The organism is Arthrobacter sulfonylureivorans, assembly GCF_022637435.1.
Lineage (GTDB): Bacteria > Actinomycetota > Actinomycetes > Actinomycetales > Micrococcaceae > Crystallibacter > Crystallibacter sulfonylureivorans.
Genome location: NZ_CP093326.1, coordinates 2,810,071 through 2,827,211, shown reverse-complemented (window position 1 = coordinate 2,827,211; position 17,141 = coordinate 2,810,071). Strand labels below are relative to the sequence as shown.

Annotated in this window: 16 protein-coding genes and 1 riboswitch; of the genes, 14 read left to right on the top strand and 2 right to left on the bottom strand. The window is 66.2% G+C overall.

Features of this window, described 5'->3' with window-relative positions:
• Positions 1–27 precede the first annotated feature (27 nt).
• From MNQ99_RS13100 to hutI, 3 genes are read left to right on the top strand one after another with little or no spacing between them, the layout of a single operon-like run.
• Complete coding sequence (locus MNQ99_RS13100) at positions 28–1,227, top strand: allantoate amidohydrolase (protein WP_241913233.1); 1,200 nt, start codon at positions 28–30, stop codon at positions 1,225–1,227.
• Entirely contained in the window at positions 1,224–2,639 is a 1,416-nt protein-coding gene (locus MNQ99_RS13095; protein ID WP_241913232.1) for an amidohydrolase family protein, read from the top strand. The genes MNQ99_RS13100 and MNQ99_RS13095 overlap by 4 nt, the downstream gene beginning before the upstream one ends.
• Complete coding sequence (hutI, locus tag MNQ99_RS13090; protein WP_241913231.1) at positions 2,636–3,865, top strand: imidazolonepropionase; 1,230 nt, start codon at positions 2,636–2,638, stop codon at positions 3,863–3,865. Before MNQ99_RS13095 ends, hutI begins: the two co-directional genes overlap by 4 nt.
• Before the next feature lie 29 nt (positions 3,866–3,894).
• On the opposite strand, the gene MNQ99_RS13085 is transcribed toward hutI, so the two are convergent.
• Positions 3,895–4,551, bottom strand: coding sequence for a GntR family transcriptional regulator (locus tag MNQ99_RS13085; RefSeq protein WP_241913230.1), 657 nt, complete (start codon positions 4,549–4,551; stop codon positions 3,895–3,897).
• Between the two features lie 154 nt (positions 4,552–4,705).
• On the opposite strand from MNQ99_RS13085, the gene MNQ99_RS13080 reads away from it, so the two are divergent.
• The 7 genes from MNQ99_RS13080 to MNQ99_RS13050 all read left to right on the top strand — a co-directional run bounded on the left by MNQ99_RS13080 (position 4,706) and on the right by MNQ99_RS13050 (position 10,958).
• The gene (locus tag MNQ99_RS13080; protein ID WP_241913229.1) at positions 4,706–5,785 is read left to right on the top strand and encodes an aromatic ring-hydroxylating dioxygenase subunit alpha; all 1,080 of its coding nucleotides are present in this window, start codon (positions 4,706–4,708) and stop codon (positions 5,783–5,785) included.
• 8 nt (positions 5,786–5,793) lie between these two features.
• Positions 5,794–6,243, top strand: coding sequence for a hypothetical protein (locus MNQ99_RS13075; RefSeq protein ID WP_127511825.1), 450 nt, complete (start codon positions 5,794–5,796; stop codon positions 6,241–6,243).
• Positions 6,244–6,394: 151 nt separating this feature from the next.
• On the top strand, positions 6,395–7,342 hold the full coding sequence (locus MNQ99_RS13070) for an ABC transporter substrate-binding protein (protein ID WP_127511824.1): 948 nt from the start codon (positions 6,395–6,397) through the stop codon (positions 7,340–7,342).
• 18 nt (positions 7,343–7,360) lie between these two features.
• A complete protein-coding gene (locus tag MNQ99_RS13065) occupies positions 7,361–8,299 on the top strand; it encodes an amino acid ABC transporter permease (RefSeq protein WP_241913228.1) in 939 nt (312 codons plus the stop codon).
• Positions 8,296–9,093 carry an amino acid ABC transporter ATP-binding protein gene (locus tag MNQ99_RS13060; protein WP_422387462.1) on the top strand — a complete coding sequence of 266 codons (798 nt, stop codon included), beginning with the start codon at positions 8,296–8,298 and terminating at the stop codon, positions 9,091–9,093. The genes MNQ99_RS13065 and MNQ99_RS13060 overlap by 4 nt, the downstream gene beginning before the upstream one ends.
• An 18-nt stretch (positions 9,094–9,111) precedes the next feature.
• Entirely contained in the window at positions 9,112–10,068 is a 957-nt protein-coding gene (locus tag MNQ99_RS13055; protein ID WP_241913227.1) for a PDR/VanB family oxidoreductase, read from the top strand.
• Positions 10,069–10,178: 110 nt separating this feature from the next.
• Positions 10,179–10,958 carry a CPBP family intramembrane glutamic endopeptidase gene (locus MNQ99_RS13050; RefSeq protein WP_241913226.1) on the top strand — a complete coding sequence of 260 codons (780 nt, stop codon included), beginning with the start codon at positions 10,179–10,181 and terminating at the stop codon, positions 10,956–10,958.
• Positions 10,959–11,113: 155 nt separating this feature from the next.
• Here the strand turns inward: MNQ99_RS13050 and MNQ99_RS13045 are convergent, their stop codons facing one another.
• A complete protein-coding gene (locus MNQ99_RS13045) occupies positions 11,114–11,755 on the bottom strand; it encodes a VOC family protein (protein WP_127511820.1) in 642 nt (213 codons plus the stop codon).
• A gap of 201 nt (positions 11,756–11,956) precedes the next feature.
• Positions 11,957–12,071: riboswitch (SAM riboswitch) on the top strand.
• A 67-nt stretch (positions 12,072–12,138) separates the two neighbouring features.
• Between MNQ99_RS13045 and MNQ99_RS13040 the strand changes: the two genes are divergently transcribed.
• The 4 genes from MNQ99_RS13040 (at position 12,139) to MNQ99_RS13025 (ending at position 17,137) form a co-directional block, all read left to right on the top strand.
• On the top strand, positions 12,139–13,464 hold the full coding sequence (locus tag MNQ99_RS13040) for a bifunctional o-acetylhomoserine/o-acetylserine sulfhydrylase (protein ID WP_241913225.1): 1,326 nt from the start codon (positions 12,139–12,141) through the stop codon (positions 13,462–13,464).
• A gap of 80 nt (positions 13,465–13,544) precedes the next feature.
• Positions 13,545–14,615, top strand: coding sequence for a homoserine O-acetyltransferase MetX (gene metX, locus MNQ99_RS13035; protein ID WP_241915370.1), 1,071 nt, complete (start codon positions 13,545–13,547; stop codon positions 14,613–14,615).
• Positions 14,616–14,822: 207 nt separating this feature from the next.
• On the top strand, positions 14,823–16,190 hold the full coding sequence (locus MNQ99_RS13030) for an extracellular solute-binding protein (protein WP_241913224.1): 1,368 nt from the start codon (positions 14,823–14,825) through the stop codon (positions 16,188–16,190).
• A 5-nt stretch (positions 16,191–16,195) separates the two neighbouring features.
• Positions 16,196–17,137 (top strand): carbohydrate ABC transporter permease, encoded by a 942-nt coding sequence (locus MNQ99_RS13025; protein ID WP_422387461.1) that lies wholly within the window; start codon positions 16,196–16,198, stop codon positions 17,135–17,137.
• Positions 17,138–17,141: the final 4 nt, after the last annotated feature.

Sequence of the window (17,141 nt, the reverse complement as noted above, 5' to 3'; positions counted from 1 at the left end):
TTACAGCTAACAAAGGAAAGTTTGATCATGGAATCGGTCACCTCGCTCCTGGAGTCCATTGCCGATGTCGGGCGGGACGGGCAGCGCGGGGGGTATTCGCGCCCGGTGTTCTCCACCGCTGAGCTGGACTTGCGCGGTTGGTTCATCGAACAGGCCGGGCGACGCGGTCTGGACGTGGAGACGGACCGCAACGGTATCATCTGGGCCTGGTGGGGCGAGCCGCAGCGCGGTGCGCTGGTCACCGGCAGCCATCTGGATTCGGTGCCCGGCGGCGGTGCCTTCGACGGTCCGCTGGGCGTGGCCTCCGCGCTCGCCGCCGTCGACGTGCTCAAGGAGCGCGGCGTGCAGCCGAACAGGCCGCTGGCCGTGACGGTCTTTCCGGAAGAGGAGGGTTCGCGGTTCGGTGTGGCGTGCCTCGGCTCCCGGCTGCTGGCCGGGGCCATCGACCCGGACAAAGCGCGGAACCTGCGCGATGAACACGGCACCAGCTTCGCCGATGCCGCCCGAGCCAATGGGCTGGATCCGGCGCACTTCGGGCGCGACGACGAGGCGCTGGCACGGATCGGCGACTTCATTGAGCTGCATGTGGAGCAGGGCCGCGGCTTGGGCGAGGACGGCCCGGCCATCGCCGTCGGCAGTTCCATCCTGGGCCACGGCCGGTGGCGGATCAGCGTGGCCGGCCAGGGCAACCATGCCGGCACCACGCTGATGGCCGACCGTGCGGACCCGATGGTCGCCGCCGCGCAGATCATCCTGGCCGTGCAGCAGATAGCCGCCAAACAGCCCGACGCCCGGGCCACGGTCGGACGGATCCAGCCGGTTCCCGGCGGCACCAACGTGATCGCCTCGCGGGTGGATTTGTGGCTTGACGCCCGGCACCCGGACGACGCCGTGACCGCGCAGCTGGTCGAAACCATCCACGGCAAGGCCCAGAAGATCGCCGCTTTCGAGGGCTGCTCGGTGTCCCTGACGGAAGAGTCCTACAGCGGCACGGTGCACTTCGACCCGGCCCTGCAGCGCCAGCTGGAGAATGCCCTGCCGGGTGCTCCGGTGCTGGCCACCGGAGCCGGGCACGACGCCGGCGTGCTGGCCGCGCGGGTGCCCTCGGGCATGCTGTTCGTGAAGAACCCCTCCGGCATTTCGCACTCGCCGGAGGAATACGTTGAACCGTGGGACGCCGACGCCGGTGCCGCCGCCCTCGCCGATGTGCTGGAGGCCCTGCTGTGAGCAGCATCTGGTGCGAACGCGCCTGGCTGGGGCCGGAGGGCGTGGCGGATAACATCCTCGTGGAAACCGACGACGGCGGTGCCATCACCCATGTGGGCACGGCACCGCGGCCGGATCCCGCGTCCGGCGTGCTGGCGCTGGACGGCGTGGTTTTTCCGGCCGCGGCCAACGCGCATTCGCATGCCTTCCACCGTGCCCTGCGCGGCCGCACGCATGCCGGCAGGGGCGACTTCTGGACCTGGCGCGAGCAGATGTACCGGGCGGCCGGCGCGCTGACTCCCGGCAAGTACGAGCGGCTGGCCACGGCCGTGTTCGCCGAGATGGTGACCGCCGGGTTCAGCAGCGTGGCCGAATTCCACTACGTCCACCACCGTCCGGACGGCGCCGCGTACGGCGGTGGCCTCGGCGCTGACGGGCACGGTCCCGACGGCGCCGGAATCGGCCTCCAGGGCGACGGCGATGACCACGACGGCGAGCACGCGATGGAACTGGCGTTGTGCCGGGCTGCCGCCGCCGCCGGGATCCGCCTGACTCTGCTGGACACCTGCTATCTGGCCGGCGGCATCGGCAAGCCGCTGGCCCCCGAACAACAGCGCTTCGGTGACGGCGACGTGCACGCCTGGCTGGACAGGCTGGACTCGCTCCGTAAGACCGTTGCGGCCCGGTTCGACCCGGCCCGGATCACCGTGGGGGCGGCGCTGCACTCGGTGCGCGGTGTGCCCGAATCCGCGCTGCCGGTCATTGCCGACCGGCTGCCGCCGGAGCTGCCGCTGCACATCCACTTGTCCGAGCAGCCGGCCGAGAACGAGGCCTGCCTAGCGGAGTACGGCGTCACACCGGCCGGACTGCTGGCGCGGCACGGCTTGCTGTCGCCACACCTGAGCGCCGTCCACGCCACCCACCTGACTGCCGAGGACGTCGGCCTGCTGGGCGGCGCGGGCGCCACCGTGGTGATGTGCCCGACGACCGAAGCCGACCTTGCCGATGGGATTGGCCCGGCCCGGGCCTTGGCCGATGCCGGCGCCCTCATCGCACTCGGCACCGACCAGCACGCCGTCGTCGACCCGTGGCTGGAGATGCGGGCGTTGGAGCACGGCGAACGCCTGGCCAGCGGGCAGCGCGGCCGGTTCACCCCGGACGAGCTCCTGCACGCGGCGTCGGCGGGAGCCGCGGCCGCGATGGCGACCCCCACGGCGGGCATCGCCGTCGGCATGGCAGCCGATCTGGCCGTGGTCAACCCAGCCTCGATGCGCACGGTAGGCTCAGATCCCGGCCAGTTGCCGCTGACGGCCACGTCGGCGGATGTCACGGCCGTGGTCGTCGGCGGGGAACTGCTGGCGGTCAACGGCATACACTCGCGGCTGGGCCAGCCGGCCGACCTGCTGGCCGCGGCACTGAAGGAGATCGCGTGAGCACCGTCATCACCCATATCGGCGAACTGCACACGCAGGACCCGGCCCGCGGCGCTGATGCAGTGCTCCACGATGCCGCGGTGATCATCGAGGGGGAGCGCATTGCCTGGCTCGGCTCCTCGACGCAGGCACCTGACGCCGACGAACAGTTCGATGCCGGCGGACGGGCCGTGTTGCCGGGATGGGTGGATTCGCACTCCCACATGGTCTTCGCCGGCGACCGCACCGCCGAGTTTGAAGCCCGGATGGCCGGACAGTCCTATCAGGCCGGCGGGATTGCGGTCACCACCGGCGCCACCCGCGAGGCCAGCGACTATGAACTGACCCGGCTGCTGCTGGCCCGCGTCGCGGAGGCGGCGGCCGGCGGCACCACGTACCTTGAAACGAAGACGGGCTACGGTCTGGACGTGGAGCAGGAGGCCCGTAGCGCCCGCATCGCCTCCACCGTGGTCGACGAGGTGACGTACCTCGGCGCGCATCTGGTCCCGGACGGCATCGACGCGGACGCGTACACCGACCTGGTCTGCGGCGACATGCTGGCCGCGGTCAGGCCGTACGTGCAGTGGGCGGACGTGTTTTGCGAACGCGGCGCCTTCAACGAGGAGCAGTCGCGCCGGGTCCTGACTGCCTGCCGCGACGCCGGCCTGGGGCTGCGCGTGCACGGCAACCAGCTGGGCGAGGGCCCCGGCGTGCGGCTAGCGGTGGAATTCGGGGCGGCCAGCGTTGACCACGTGAACTACCTCTCCGACGACGACGTCGCATCGCTCGCCGGAACCTGGACGGGCTGGGACCGGGCCAGCGGCACGGGGGAGCGCGGCACTGTGGCCACCTGCCTGCCGGCCTGCGATCTGTCCACCCGACAGCCGCTGGCGCCGGGACGGCAGTTGCTGGATGCCGGTGCGGAAATTGCCCTGGCATCCAACTGCAACCCCGGCACCTCCTTCACCAGTTCGATGAACTTTTGTGTAACGACGGCGGTGCTGCAGATGGGATTGAGCGTCCAGGAAGCGGTCCGCGCGGCGACCTACGGCGGTGCCCTGGCGCTGGGCCGCCATGTGGGCCGGGACGCGGACGGGCAGCGGGCGGTGGGTTCGATCGCCGTCGGGCACCGCGCCGACCTGCACTTGCTGAACGCACCCTCGGCCACCCATCTGGCCTATCGCCCCGGCATGCCGCTGACGGCCGCCGTGTGGCGGGCAGGCGTGAGCCTGGCTGGGAGGGGCTGAGTCCTCGCTGCTGGAGCTGGTGCGGTTTTTCAGCCGATGTGTTCGTAGCGGTTGGGGTCTTTGACGTCGTGGCAATGCGCTAGGACCTCGACGGCGCGGGCAGGATCCTGGTCCTTTAGCGCCTGCAAAATGCTGCGGTGATCGTGGATGACCTTGGCCTGGTGATCCGGTCCCTGCCGGTAGGTCAAGGTAATCCTGTGCTGGATGGGATGGTTCCAGATGGAGGTAATGACGCCGCGCAGGTAGTCGTTGGCAGCGGGCTCTACCAAGGCCAGATGGAACGCGCGGCCCAGCCGGAAGAGTTCGTCGCCGTCCTCCGGGTCAACGATCTCCGTCTCGTCGATGAGGCCACCCAGCCGCACCAGCTGTTGGGGTGTGTAGGAGCCGATGGCGTTGCGGACCGCGAGGGATTCCAAGGCGTAGCGGACCTCGAAGACGTTCTCAATCTCGCGCTCGTCAAGCTGATTGACTATGTAGCCCTTGCCCGGCACAAGGGTGGTCAGTCCTTCCAGCGTCAGCTGGGTGAGTGCATCGCGGACCGGTGTGCGGGACACGCCGTACTGCGAAGCGACCCCCTCCTGGGCCAAAGCTGAGCCTGGCTTGATCACCCCGCTAATGATGTCGGCGCTCAGCTGCTCATGGACGCGGACAGACAACGGTCTCACGTCATTCGGTATCGCAGCCATGGGTGGGTCTCCTTTTGTTGTGTGCACTCTAGCGGTCAGCCGGCAGCAGGGCCCGCATCGAGGTGGAAATTGGGTGAAACGGTAACCTACCGAACCTTTTGAGGAAAGTGCTTGACGTCACAATGAAGCTCTGAATACAGTGTATACACACGTGATGGAGGAGAACCGAAAAATGTATGTGCTGAACACTTGGTATGTGGCGGCGTGGTCAACGGAGGTCACCCGCAAGCCGGTGCGCCGCGTCATCTGCGAGCAGCCGATCGTCCTGTTCCGGACCCAGGACAACGAAGCTATTGCCCTGGCGGACCGCTGTGCGCACCGCGCCTTCCCGCTCTCCGAGGGCCGGACCGTCGGCGACTCGGTGGAGTGCGGCTACCACGGCTTCACTTACGGTCCGGACGGCATGTGCACCAAGGTGCCGGCCCAGACGTCGATCCCGGAACGCGCAAAGGTGCGCAAGTACCCGGTGGTGGAGCAGGACGGCTGGATCTGGGTCTGGACCGGCGATCCGGAGCTGGCCGATCCGGCCGACGTCCCGGACACCCACTGGATGGTGGACCCGGAGTGGGCCACCGTCACCCATTCGTACCACTTCAAGTGCCGGGCCGACCTGATCCACGACAACCTGCTGGACCTGACCCATGAGTCCTTCCTGCACCAGACCACCGTGGGCGATGACTACATCTACGAACACGGGATCACCGTCGAGGTCGACGGCAACGTGGTCAGCGTGGACCGCCTCATGCCCTCGGTGGAAGCACCGCCGCTCTACGCCGAAACGATGGACGCCCGCGGACTGTTCGACCGCTTCCACTGCACGGAGTTCTTCGTGCCGAACCTGCATGTGCTCCACTCGGGCATCACCGGCGAGGGCAAGCCGCGCGAAGAAGGCTTCCTGATCAAGGTGCTCAACGGCATCACGCCGATCGACGCGCACAACTCCTGGTACTACTACGCCTTCAGCCGCAACTTCGCCGTCGACAACGAGCAGGCGACCGAAGACCTGCGCGTCGGCCTGGCCACCGTGCTGGACGAAGACGCCACCGCGCTGGAAGCCCAGGAGATCGGCATGCAGACCCGCCCCGATGGCGAGTTCGACGTGCTGATCGCCCAGGACGGCGGCGTGGCCAGGGCCCGGCGCATCCTGAGTGCGCTGCTGAAGCAGGAACAGCAGGCAAAGGCTGCGGCCCAGCCGGCCGCCCGCCGGGAGCCGGTCGCTCCCAGGACGGCCTAGGTCGCGCCATGTGGATGCTGATCAGAGCCAACCCGTTGGGCGGCGAAACCGCCGCCGAAACGGGCGCCAAGATCCTGGCGGCATGTCCGGACTCGGCCGAGCGCGGCGACCCGTGGCGGTGGACGGTGCAGCTGGATGAAACCGGCCCCGAGCCCACCGTGGAACTGGAGGCCGATGCAGACTACATCGCCTCCGAAAGCCACCGCTACACCGGCGGCTACACGGGCACGCTGCAGCGCGGGCCCGGCGAGCAGTTGATCGTGACCGGACTAGGCGGCGAAGCGCTGGTCGCGGCGGCGGACGGCCCGTGGGAACGCTGGTTGCGGGCCGGCGACGTCTTCATCGTCGAGGGCGAAGACGCAGAGGCCATCCGGCTCTCGCTCGCCGCCGGAGAATCCGCCGTCCAGGTCATCACCCTCGCCCCGCGGCAAGCCAAGGTGCTGCGGTGGGTCCCCTGACGGCGGCGCACGCCTTCGGCACTCGCCGCCGGACGCAGCTGACTGCTGCACCCCGAACCTGAAATTTCTTGCTCCGAGGCACTGGTCGTCTCCTGATCAGTGCGGATATCCACAACCGGACAATGCCGTCCGGATTATGAAAGGAAAGTCCATGCGTCATTCCCGTCAACGTGCCACCCGTTCCTATCTCCTGGCCGGATCCGTCCTGCTGGCCGTTTCCCTGACCGCCTGCACCAACGCCTCCGGCGCGGCATCGGGCCCTGCAGACACTGCTGCTCCGGTCGCGTCGGGCGCCGGGGTGGAAACCGTGCAGCTCAACCAAGCCGCCCGGGACCTGCTGCCGGAGGACGTCCTGGCCGCCGGCACGCTGAAAGTCGCTTCCGACCCGACCTACGCCCCGTTCGAGTACTACGACACCGACAACAAGACCATGATCGGCTTCGACGTGGACTTCTCCGACGCCGTCGGCGCGGCCCTGGGGCTGAAAGTGGAGCACGTACCGGCAACGTTCGACACGATCCTGGCGGGCTTGGCCTCCGGCAAGTACGACATGGCGATGTCGGCCTTCTCGGTCACGCCGGAACGCGAGAAGATCGTCGACTTCGTCGAGTACCTCAACACCGGCACGGGCATCGCCGTCGTTCCGGGCAATCCGCTGGGCATCTCCATGGACCCGCTGAGCATGTGCGGAAAGAAGATTGCCGGCCAGAAGGGATCGATCCAGTCGATGGAGTACCTGCCGGAGTTCTCCAAGGAATGCACCGCGGCAGGCAAAGAAGAAATCAAGATCCAGAACTTTCCCGGTCAGACCGACGCCAACCTGGCGCTGGCTTCCGGCCGTGTCGACGGGGTGATCGCCGACAGCGTTCCGCTGGCCTACCAAGGCAAGGAAGCCAACGGCCAGTTCGAACTGGCCGAGGGCGAGGACTACGATGCCGTACCGTTCGGGATTGCCCTGGCCAAGGACACCGGGATGAAGGAAGCCGTCGCGGCAGCAGCGAAGGGCGTCATCGCCGGTGGCCACTATGAGGAGCTCGGCGACAAGTGGGACTTCCCGAAGTCCGTGCTGATCACCGCTGAAGCCCTCGAGGCGAAGTAGCGGAGAGGAAGCAGCCGCATGACTGCCGTGACTACCCGAAGCGAGCAAGCAGCCCCGGCCGACGATGGCTACACCGTCGTCAAGGCTAAGCATCCCGGCCGGTGGCTGGCCGCAGCCGTGATCGTTGTGATCGCCGGACTGCTGGCGCGGTCCGTGATGACAAACCCCAACTTCGGCTGGGACGTCGTCGGACTGTACTTGCGCGATGTGTCCATTGGCCGAGGCATCCTTGTCACGCTTGGCCTGACCGCGATCAGCATGGCCATCGGCATCGTGCTCGGCGTCGTGTTCGCAGTCATGCGGCTCTCCGTCAATCCAGTGGTCCGAAGTGCCGCCTTCGCCTACGTGAACTTCTTCCGCGGCACGCCGGTGTTGGTGCAGTTGCTGTTCTGGTTCAACCTGGCGGCACTGTATCCGGTCATCACGCTCGGTATCGCCGGCGTCGAACTGGACGCAAACCAGCTGATCACCCCGATGACAGCAGCGATCCTCGGCCTTGGGCTGAACCAGGGCGCTTACATGTCCGAGATCGTCCGGGCCGGAATACTGTCCGTTGACCACGGGCAAACCGAGGCAGCCGAGGCCCTGGGCATTACCCGGATGCAGACTATGCGGCGGGTGGTGCTGCCGCAGGCGATGCGCGTGATCATCCCACCCACCGGCAACGAGACCATCGGCATGCTCAAGACCACCGCGTTGGTCAGCGTGATCTCGGTTCCGGAATTGCTGTATTCGGCGCAGATCATCTACGCGCGGACGTTCGAGACCGTGCCCCTGCTGATCGTCGCCAGCCTCTGGTACCTGCTGATCACTTCGATCCTGACCATCGGCCAGTACTACCTGGAGCGGCGCTTCGCCCGCGGCAACCAGCGGAACCTACCGCCGACACCGCTGCAGCAGCTGAAGCGGTTTTTCGCCACGCATGACGCGCTCTCCCTGAAAGGCAGCAAGAAATGACGGTTATGCACGGCGTTGAACCGATGGTTAAAGCCGACGCCATCTGCAAAAATTTCGGCTCCAACCAGGTGCTGAAGGGCATTGACCTGCAGGTGCAGCCGGGGGAAGTCGTCTGCCTGATCGGCCCTTCGGGATCCGGCAAGAGCACCTTCCTGCGCTGCATCAACCACTTGGAAACGGTCGACGGCGGCCGCATGTGGGTGAACGGCAAGATCGTGGGTTACGACCTCAAAGGCAGCAAGCTCTATGAACAGAGCCACAACGACATCTGCCGCGGCCGCACCGAAGTCGGCATGGTCTTCCAACAGTTCAACCTGTTCCCGCACATGACGGTGATGGAAAACCTGATCGAAGCACCCAGACTGGTCCGCAAGGAGAAGAAGGCCACTGCCATGGCCCGGGCCATGGCCCTGCTGGAGAAAGTAGGACTGGCGGAAAAAGCCGAGGCCTATCCGCGCCAGCTCTCCGGCGGCCAGCAACAGCGGGTGGCCATCGCCCGCGCCCTGTGCATGGAGCCGCAGCTGATGCTCTTTGACGAGCCGACCTCCGCCCTGGACCCGGAGTTGGTGGGTGAGGTCCTGAAGGTCATGAAGGACCTGGCCAACTCCGGCATGACAATGGTGGTGGTGACCCACGAGATGCACTTTGCCCGCGACGTCGCGGACCGGGTGGTCTTTATGGCGGACGGCTATGTGGTGGAGCAGGGACCGGCCCGTGAGGTCATCACCAACCCGCAGAACGAACGCACCAAGGCCTTCCTTGCCTCCGTGCTCTCCGAACCGGCCGCGGCCTGACTTGGCAAAGGGTGAATCATGACTGAAGAATTTTTCGACGTCGAGGTCCGCTCGATCCAGCGCGAATCCAGCAACGTTGTCTCGTTGGAGCTCGAGCACCCGCTGGGGGAGGAGCTGCCGGAGTGGGACGCCGGCTCGCATATCGACGTGCTCCTGCCCAATGGGCTCCTGCGCCAGTACTCGCTCTGTTCGGAGCGCGCGGACCGCTCGGCCTGGCGGTTGGGCATCCTGCGCGAGCCGGAGGGCCGCGGCGGCTCGGCGTACGTGCACGACCTGCTGAGGCCGGGGACCAAGATCCAGGTGCGCGGCCCGCGGAATAACTTCGTTCTGGAACCTGCGGCCAGCTATGTCTTCATCGCCGGCGGCATCGGCATCACCCCGGTGCTGCCGATGATCCGCGAGGCCGCAGCGCTTGGAGTGCCCTGGCGCTTGGTTTACTTGGGGCGGAGCCGCACTTCGATGGCGTTCCTCGAGGAGATCCAGGCGCTTGATGGAGATGTTCACATCCACGCAGACGACGAAAGCGGCTTCTATCCGCTGGCCGAACTGCTGGCGGACCCGCCCGCCGGATCCCATGTCTACGCCTGCGGCCCAGGGCCGCTGCTCAATGTCATTCAGGCATTGGCGGATGGCTGGGAGGACCCGGCACGTTTCCACTGTGAGCGCTTCGCCGCCTCCGGCGACGTTCAGGAAAGAACCCAGGGTGAAGATTCGGCCTTCACTGTCGAGCTGACAGACGGGACAGAGATCCCAGTTGGTCCGGATGAAACCATCCTGCAGGCGCTCGAAGCGGTCGGGTTCAACCCGTTGAACTCCTGCCGGGAGGGAATCTGCGGTACCTGTGAAACGTCGGTATTGGGCGGCGAGATAGACCACCGGGACTCGCTGCTGTCCGACGACGAACGTGCGGCCGGAGACACCATGATGATCTGCATCTCCCGGTGCAAGGGCAAGCGTCTGCTGCTGGACTTGTAGGGAGGGAAAGCCGCCAGCCGCAACGGAAGCCGATGCGAAGCCGGGGGAGGGCGGAACACGGATCCCTTCCCGATATCGCTGACCCCGGTTCCCTTGACAAGATGGAGGCTATGGACAAGCAGAAGGTCGTGACCGCGAGCACACCGCGGACGCTGGGGTACTACCGGGCCGAGGTGCTCATTGTGCTCGGGCTCTCGCTGGGACAATCAGCGGTCTACGCGGTGGTGAACCTGCTGGAGAAGATGACGCGTGCTCCGCTGGCCTCGCAAACGACCACGCTGAACCCGGTGCTGAACCAGCGGGAAGTCTTCGATTTTGTGTACCAGATGCTCGGCATCATCTTCGCGCTGGTGCCGGTGGCCCTGGTGCTGTTCCTGCTGACCTCGGCGGGCCAGTCGGCCTTCCGCTCGATCGGGTTCACCTTCTCCCGGCCCCGGGTGGACTTCGGTTTGGGCTTCCTGCTGGCGCTGGCGATGGGTGCGGGCACGCTGGCCGTCTATGCCGCCGGACGGGCGCTGGGGATCACCACCGCGATCGTCCCCGCGGCCTTGGACGAATACTGGTGGACCGTGCCGGTGCTGGTGCTCTCAGCGCTGCGCCACGCCATCCTCGAAGAAGTTGTCATGGTGGGGTACCTGTTCAACCGGTTCGCCAAGTTCGGGTGGGGGATCTGGACCACGATCTTCGTCAGCGCAGCCCTGCGCGGAACCTACCACCTGTACCAGGGGATTGGGCCGGGTATCGGGAACTTCCTCATGGGCCTGGTATTCGGCTATGTCTATACGAAGGTCAAGCGGGTGATGCCGCTGGTGGTTGCGCACGCACTGTTGGATATTGCCGGCTTCGTTGGCTACGCGCTGGTAGGCCCGGCCATCGGCATCGGTACCTAAGCCAGCACTTCGAGCGGGCTGCCAAAGGGCTGCCCCGGACATGCAAAAGGCTCCCGTTCCGCCTCTTGCGCCACCGTGGGTGGGAGCAAGAAGCCGGAACGGGAGCCCCCGCGGAAAACGCGAGCCTTGGTACCGTGCCAGACGAGACCGGGACCTTAGAGTTCGACGATGCCGTTCGCGGTTTCAAAGCGGACCGACATGACGCCCGGTGTGCCGTTCGGTGCGGTCCAAGCGACCTTGACGTCATCGAGAAGGTCATCCACCGGGGTGCCCAGCCAGTCAGCCACGCGTTCCGAGGAACCGGCAATGGTCAGGCCGATCAGCTTGACGGTTGCCGGGCGGGCGTTGGACGGGTGAAGCGCCTCGGTGCCGTCATCCCAGCGCAGCATGTAGGGAACCTGCGGGTCGGCGATCAGGCCCTTGATGCCGATCTGCTGCCAGCTCAATTCCTGCCCGTCCGGGAACTTGCGGTTTCCGGGAACTGCATGACGGCCCAGTCGCTCCTCGAACGGGGTCAGATCGTCCACCTCGACGCACCAGCCCATCCAGCCGCCGCCGGCTTCGGAGCGGGCACGCACGGCCTGGCCGAAGGGGGCTTTGTTGGACGCGGGGTGGTCCAGGACCTCCACCACTTCCAGGTAATGGTGGTCGGTCAGAGGGAAGATCATATTGCGGGTGCCGAAGCGGGGGTGCACCCCGCCCTTGACTGCCTCGATACCCAAAGCTTTGGAGATCCGCTCTGAGGTGGCAGCCAGACCGTCGGGCTCAACAGCATAAGAAACGTGGTCGAAGCGCATAGGCATATCTTGGCACTTTGTGAACCCTCTCTCGACTTAGGGTGACCTAAGTCACTGAGCTTTCGCGGTGGTTGTTCACGGTGACCCTTGACAGCCAAGGACGTATCGGCGTCCCTGCCGAGGCAGGAGTGTGGCCCCGCGGGCGGTCATAAGGTGTCATATTGTTGCGGCCGCGCGGGCTCTCCGCCGAGACTGGACCCAGGTCATGAGTGCCAGCGTGAAACCCCGGTTTGCTGGCCGGCAACCCTCCAACCGCGGTGGGGTGCCCCGGGTGAAGACCAGGCAGCCGCCACCAGGCGGTGCGCAAGCGCGGGTCACACCCGGGATAGACATGCCGGCACGGCCGGATCCCGGATGACCCCTTCCCTTGAAGGAGTTGCACCATGTCCAATGCAGACTGGTCCTTTGAAACCCGTCAGATCCACGCAGGCCAGGAGCCGGATGCCGCCACCGGCGCCCGTGCACTGCCGATCTACCAGACCACCTCGTTTGTGTTCCCCAGCGCCCAGAGCGCCGCGGACCGCTTCGCCCTGTCCGAACTGGCTCCCATTTACACGCGGATCGGCAACCCGACCAGCGAGGCCGTCGAAGCCCGGGTCGCCAGTCTGGAAGGCGGCGTCGGCGCGCTGCTGCTGGCCTCCGGCCAGGCCGCGTCCACGTTCTCCATCCTGAACCTGGCCGAGGCCGGCGACCATATTGTGGCCAGCCCCAGCCTGTATGGCGGCACGTACAACCTGCTGCGCACCACGCTGCCCAAGTTCGGCATCGAAGTGACGTTCGTCGAGGATCCGGACAACCTGCAGCAGTGGCGCGACGCGGTGCAGCCGAACACCAAGGCGTTCTTCGGCGAGGTGGTCTCCAATCCGCGCCAGGACGTGCTGGACCTTGAAGCCGTCAGCAGCATCGCCCATGAGAACGGCGTGCCGCTGATCGTGGACAACACGCTGGCCACCCCGTACCTGATCCGCCCGATCGAGTGGGGCGCAGACATCGTGCTCCATTCGGCCACCAAGTACCTGGGCGGCCACGGAACGGCCATCGGCGGCGTGATCGTGGATGCCGGCACCTTCGACTTCGCTGCCGATCCGGAGAAGTTCCCGGGCTTTAACACGCCGGACGAGACCTACAACGGGCTGGTCTTCGCCCGCGACCTGGGCGTCGGAAGTGCGCTCGGCGCCAATCTGGCCTACATCCTCAAGGCCCGCGTGCAGCTGCTGCGCGACCTGGGGTCGGCCATCTCCCCGTTCAACGCCTTCCTGATCGCCCAAGGGCTGGAGACGCTGAGCCTGCGGGTGGAGCGCCACGTGGCCAACGCGCAGAAGGTGGCGGAGTTCCTCGAAGCGCACGACGACGTTGCTTCCGTTGCGTACCTCGGCCTGCCGTCGAGCCCGTGGTACGACCGCGGCCGCAAGTACGGTCCGAAGGGCACTGGTGCCATCGTGTCGTTCGAGATCAAGGGAGGCATCGAGGCCGGCAAGCGTTTTGTGGACGGCCTCGAACTGCATTCGCATGTGGCCAACCTCGGCGACGTGCGCTCGCTGGTGATCCACCCGGCGTCGACCACCCACGCCCAGCTTTCGGCCGAGGAGCGGCTGACCGCCGGCGTGACCGACGGACTGGTCCGGCTCTCCGTGGGCATCGAGAACGTCAATGACATCATCGCCGATTTGGAGGCCGGTTTCCGGGCCGCCAAGGGCTCGGACCACTAGGCAAGCAGGTAGAACGCAGCGTGACGATCGTGCAACCGCAGGAACTGGTGGATCAGGCGACGGATGGCGTCCTGCGCAGGATGCCTGTTGGTGCGCTGCAGCTGGAAGCCGGCGGCTATCTGCCCGAGGTTGTCCTGGGCTACGAAACCTGGGGCACCCTGAACGCGGATGCATCGAACGCCGTCCTGATCGAGCACGCCCTGACCGGCAGCACGCATGTGGCCCGCGGCGCCTCCGACGAAGACGGCTGGTGGGACGACCTGGTCGGTCCCGGTGCCACCATCGACACGGAGCGCTATTTCGTAGTGGCCGCCAACATGGTTGGCGGCTGCTACGGCTCCACCGGTCCGGCGTCCCCGGCACCGGACGGCTCGCCGTGGGGGTCGCGGTTTCCGTTCGTCACCATCCGGGATTCAGTCCGGGCCGAGGCACGGCTCGCCGATGCGCTGGGCATCCGCCGCTGGCATGCCGTGCTCGGCGGGTCGATGGGCGGGGCTCGCGCGCTCGAGTGGGCAGCAACGTTCCCCGAGCGCACGGCACGGTGCGCTGTGATGGCGTGCGGGGCAGCCAGCACCGCCGAACAGATCGCGTTTGCCCAGGCGCAGGTCGCGGCCATCCGGCTGGATCCCCACTTTGCCGGCGGCGACTACTACGGCGGTCCCGCCCCCGAAGCCGGACTGGGCATCGCCCGGCGGATCGCGCACATCAACTACCGTTCGGAGCCGGAACTGGAGTACCGGTTCGGCCGCTCGGCGCAGGCGGAGGAGCAGCCGTTCGGGGGCATCACGCCGTCGGCCCGAGGCCGCTATGCGGTGGAAAGCTATCTGGACTACCAGGCGGAGAAGCTGGTTTCCCGCTTCGACGCCAACAGCTACATTCTGCTCACCGAGGCCCTGGTCAGCCACGATATTTCCCGCGGCCGCGGCTCGCTGGAGCAGTCCCTGGGCGGCCTCGAGGAGACGGAATTCTTCATCGCGGCGGTGGATTCCGACCGTCTGTACTTCCCGGAACAGTCGCGCCAGTTGGCCGAAGCGCTGCCCGGATCGGTCAAGGTGCACACTATCGAAACGCCGCTGGGCCACGACGGTTTCCTGACCGACGTCCACCAGCTGCACGACGACCTCACCCAGGCGTTTTTCCCGCACGCCTGACCGCAGGCCTGACCGCTGCTACTGCCAGTGCGGGTGTCCGGATCTTGACGAGGGCTGTGGCGACTGAGGCGCGGACGACTGAGCATTGCAGTTTGATCACGGTTGGAACGAATAAATCCATTCGATGGAGCCCCTCGGTAGCATGCCGGTAGGCCCCTGACCACGCCGCCGGCGTTTGGCCCGGAAGCCTCCAGACGAGGGGGAACCATGCTGCGTGATCACCGAATCAAAGTGTCTTTGCTGGCCGTCGGAGCGCTGGCGCTGGCCGGCTGTGGCGGCGGGGGCGGGGGCGGGGAGGGTGAAACCTCCCAAAGTTCCGCACTGCGGATCGTGTATCAGACCACCGAGGCCAACGCCACGATGGATGACGTGATGAAGAAGGCGAAGGCCGACTTTGAGGCTGCGCACGACGGCGTGACAGTCAATTTGGAGCCCATCACCGGCAGCGATGAAGATTACGCGACCAAGCTCGCCTTATCCCAGCGATCGCCGGACACCGCCCCGGACGTGTTCTACGAGGACACCTTCAAGATCCGTTCGGATGTGGATGCCGGCTATCTCTTGAATCTGGATCAGTATTTGGCCGAGTGGGACGACTGGGCGAATTTCAACGACGGAGCCAAAGAAGCCGGCCGCGCGGACGACGGCAGTATCTATGCAGTCCCGCTGGGCACGGATACACGGGCCATTTGGTACAACAAGAACGTCTTGCAGGACGCCGGCGTCGACGTTCCCTGGGCACCGAAGGACTGGAACGCCATCCTGGAGGCGGCCCGGGCCATCAAATCCTCGCAACCGGATGTGGTCCCGTTCAATCTCTACGCCGGCACGGGCACCGGCGAAGGCACCGTCATGCAGAGTTTCTACCAACTGCTGTATGGCACCGGCGACACGCTCTATGACGATTCTGAAGGCAAGTGGGTTGTCGGCTCGCAAGGCTTCATCGACTCGTTGGCCTTCCTGCAGACGCTCTATCAAGAGGACCTGGCCGTCACGCCGGCCGAGGCCTTGGACCCGAACGTGTGGCAGATGGTCTTCGGTCAGCTGTTTCCCGAGGACAAACTGGGCGGAACGGTAGAAGGTTCCTACTCGCCGTCGTTCTGGCAAGAGGGCGGGTTGGTGGACTGGCCCGAGTATGGCGACGTGATGGGCGTGGCACCGTTCCCCACGCAGAACGGACAGGAGCCCGGGGCGGTCAGCATGTCCGGCGGTTGGACACTGGCGGTAGGGGCCAATTCGGCGAATCCCGATCTCGCGTTCGAGTTCCTCACTGAGGTAATGAGCCAGGAGAACTCGCTGGAGTACACCGTGGCCAATTCGCAGATCGCGGTCCGTACCGATGTTGCCAAGGACCCCGCCTACTTGGACGCCAATCCATTCGTGGCCGAGGTCTCGGAACTGGTCTCGGTGACGAATTACCGGCCCGCAACAGCCGACTACCCGCAGATATCAACCGCCGTCCAGGAAGCCACCGAAGCGGTGATGATGGGGAAGAAGACACCCGAGGAGGCCGCGGCCGAGTTCGACGCCGCCGTCACCGACCTTGTCGGCGCAGAAAACACAGTACAGAAGTAGCAACAGTGACAGCCGCCGAGGTGGTGGCCCGCGACGCCGAAACGCGTGGCGGCACTGAGCGGCGCGGCCGGCGCCGCCCGCCGGGGAGGACCGTCCTGCGGCTCCTGCCGCTCAGCCCTGCCGTGGTGCTGCTGGGCGTGTTCCTGGCCGGCCCGATCCTCTGGGCTTTCTACGGGTCCTTGACCAATGCTGCCCTGACCGGCGTCGCCGCCAAGGACCCGCAGTGGGTCGGGTTGGAAAACTACACCGAGCTGCTCAGCGACCCGGACTTCCTACAGTCGCTCTGGCTGACCGTCATCTTCGTCCTTGTCTCCGCCGTGCTCGGCCAGAACCTGCTGGGCCTGGGGATTGCGCTGCTGATGACGAAAGCAAGCAAGGCGGTTTCCGCGGTCGTGGGGGTCTGCGTGGTAGCGGCCTGGGTGCTGCCGGAAATCGTGGCCGGCTTCGTGGCCTATGCCTTCTTCAATCGGGAGGGAACCCTGAACCAGCTCACCGCGCTCTTCGGCATCGAGGGGACCGACTGGCTGTTTACGGTCCCGATGCTCGCGGTGATCCTGGCCAATATCTGGCGGGGAACGGCGTTCTCCATGATGGTGTACCAAGCGGCGCTGAACGATGTGCCGGAGGAGATCACGGAAGCGGCGATGATCGACGGCGCCGGCGGGTCGAAGCGGTTGTGGTACATCACCCTGCCGATGATCCGGCGCAGCATTGCCACCAACTTGATGCTCATCACCCTGCAGACGCTGTCGGTCTTCACCCTGATCTACGTGATGACGGCCGGCGGCCCGGCAGGAGCCAGCACCACGCTGCCGCTCATGGCCTACGAGGAGGCCTTCCGATACAGCGACGTGGGCTACGGCACCGCCATCGCCGTCGTCATGCTGTTGATCGGGGCGGTCTTCTCCGTCATCTACATCCGTGCGCTGCGCGAAAGGAAAGGCTGAGCCG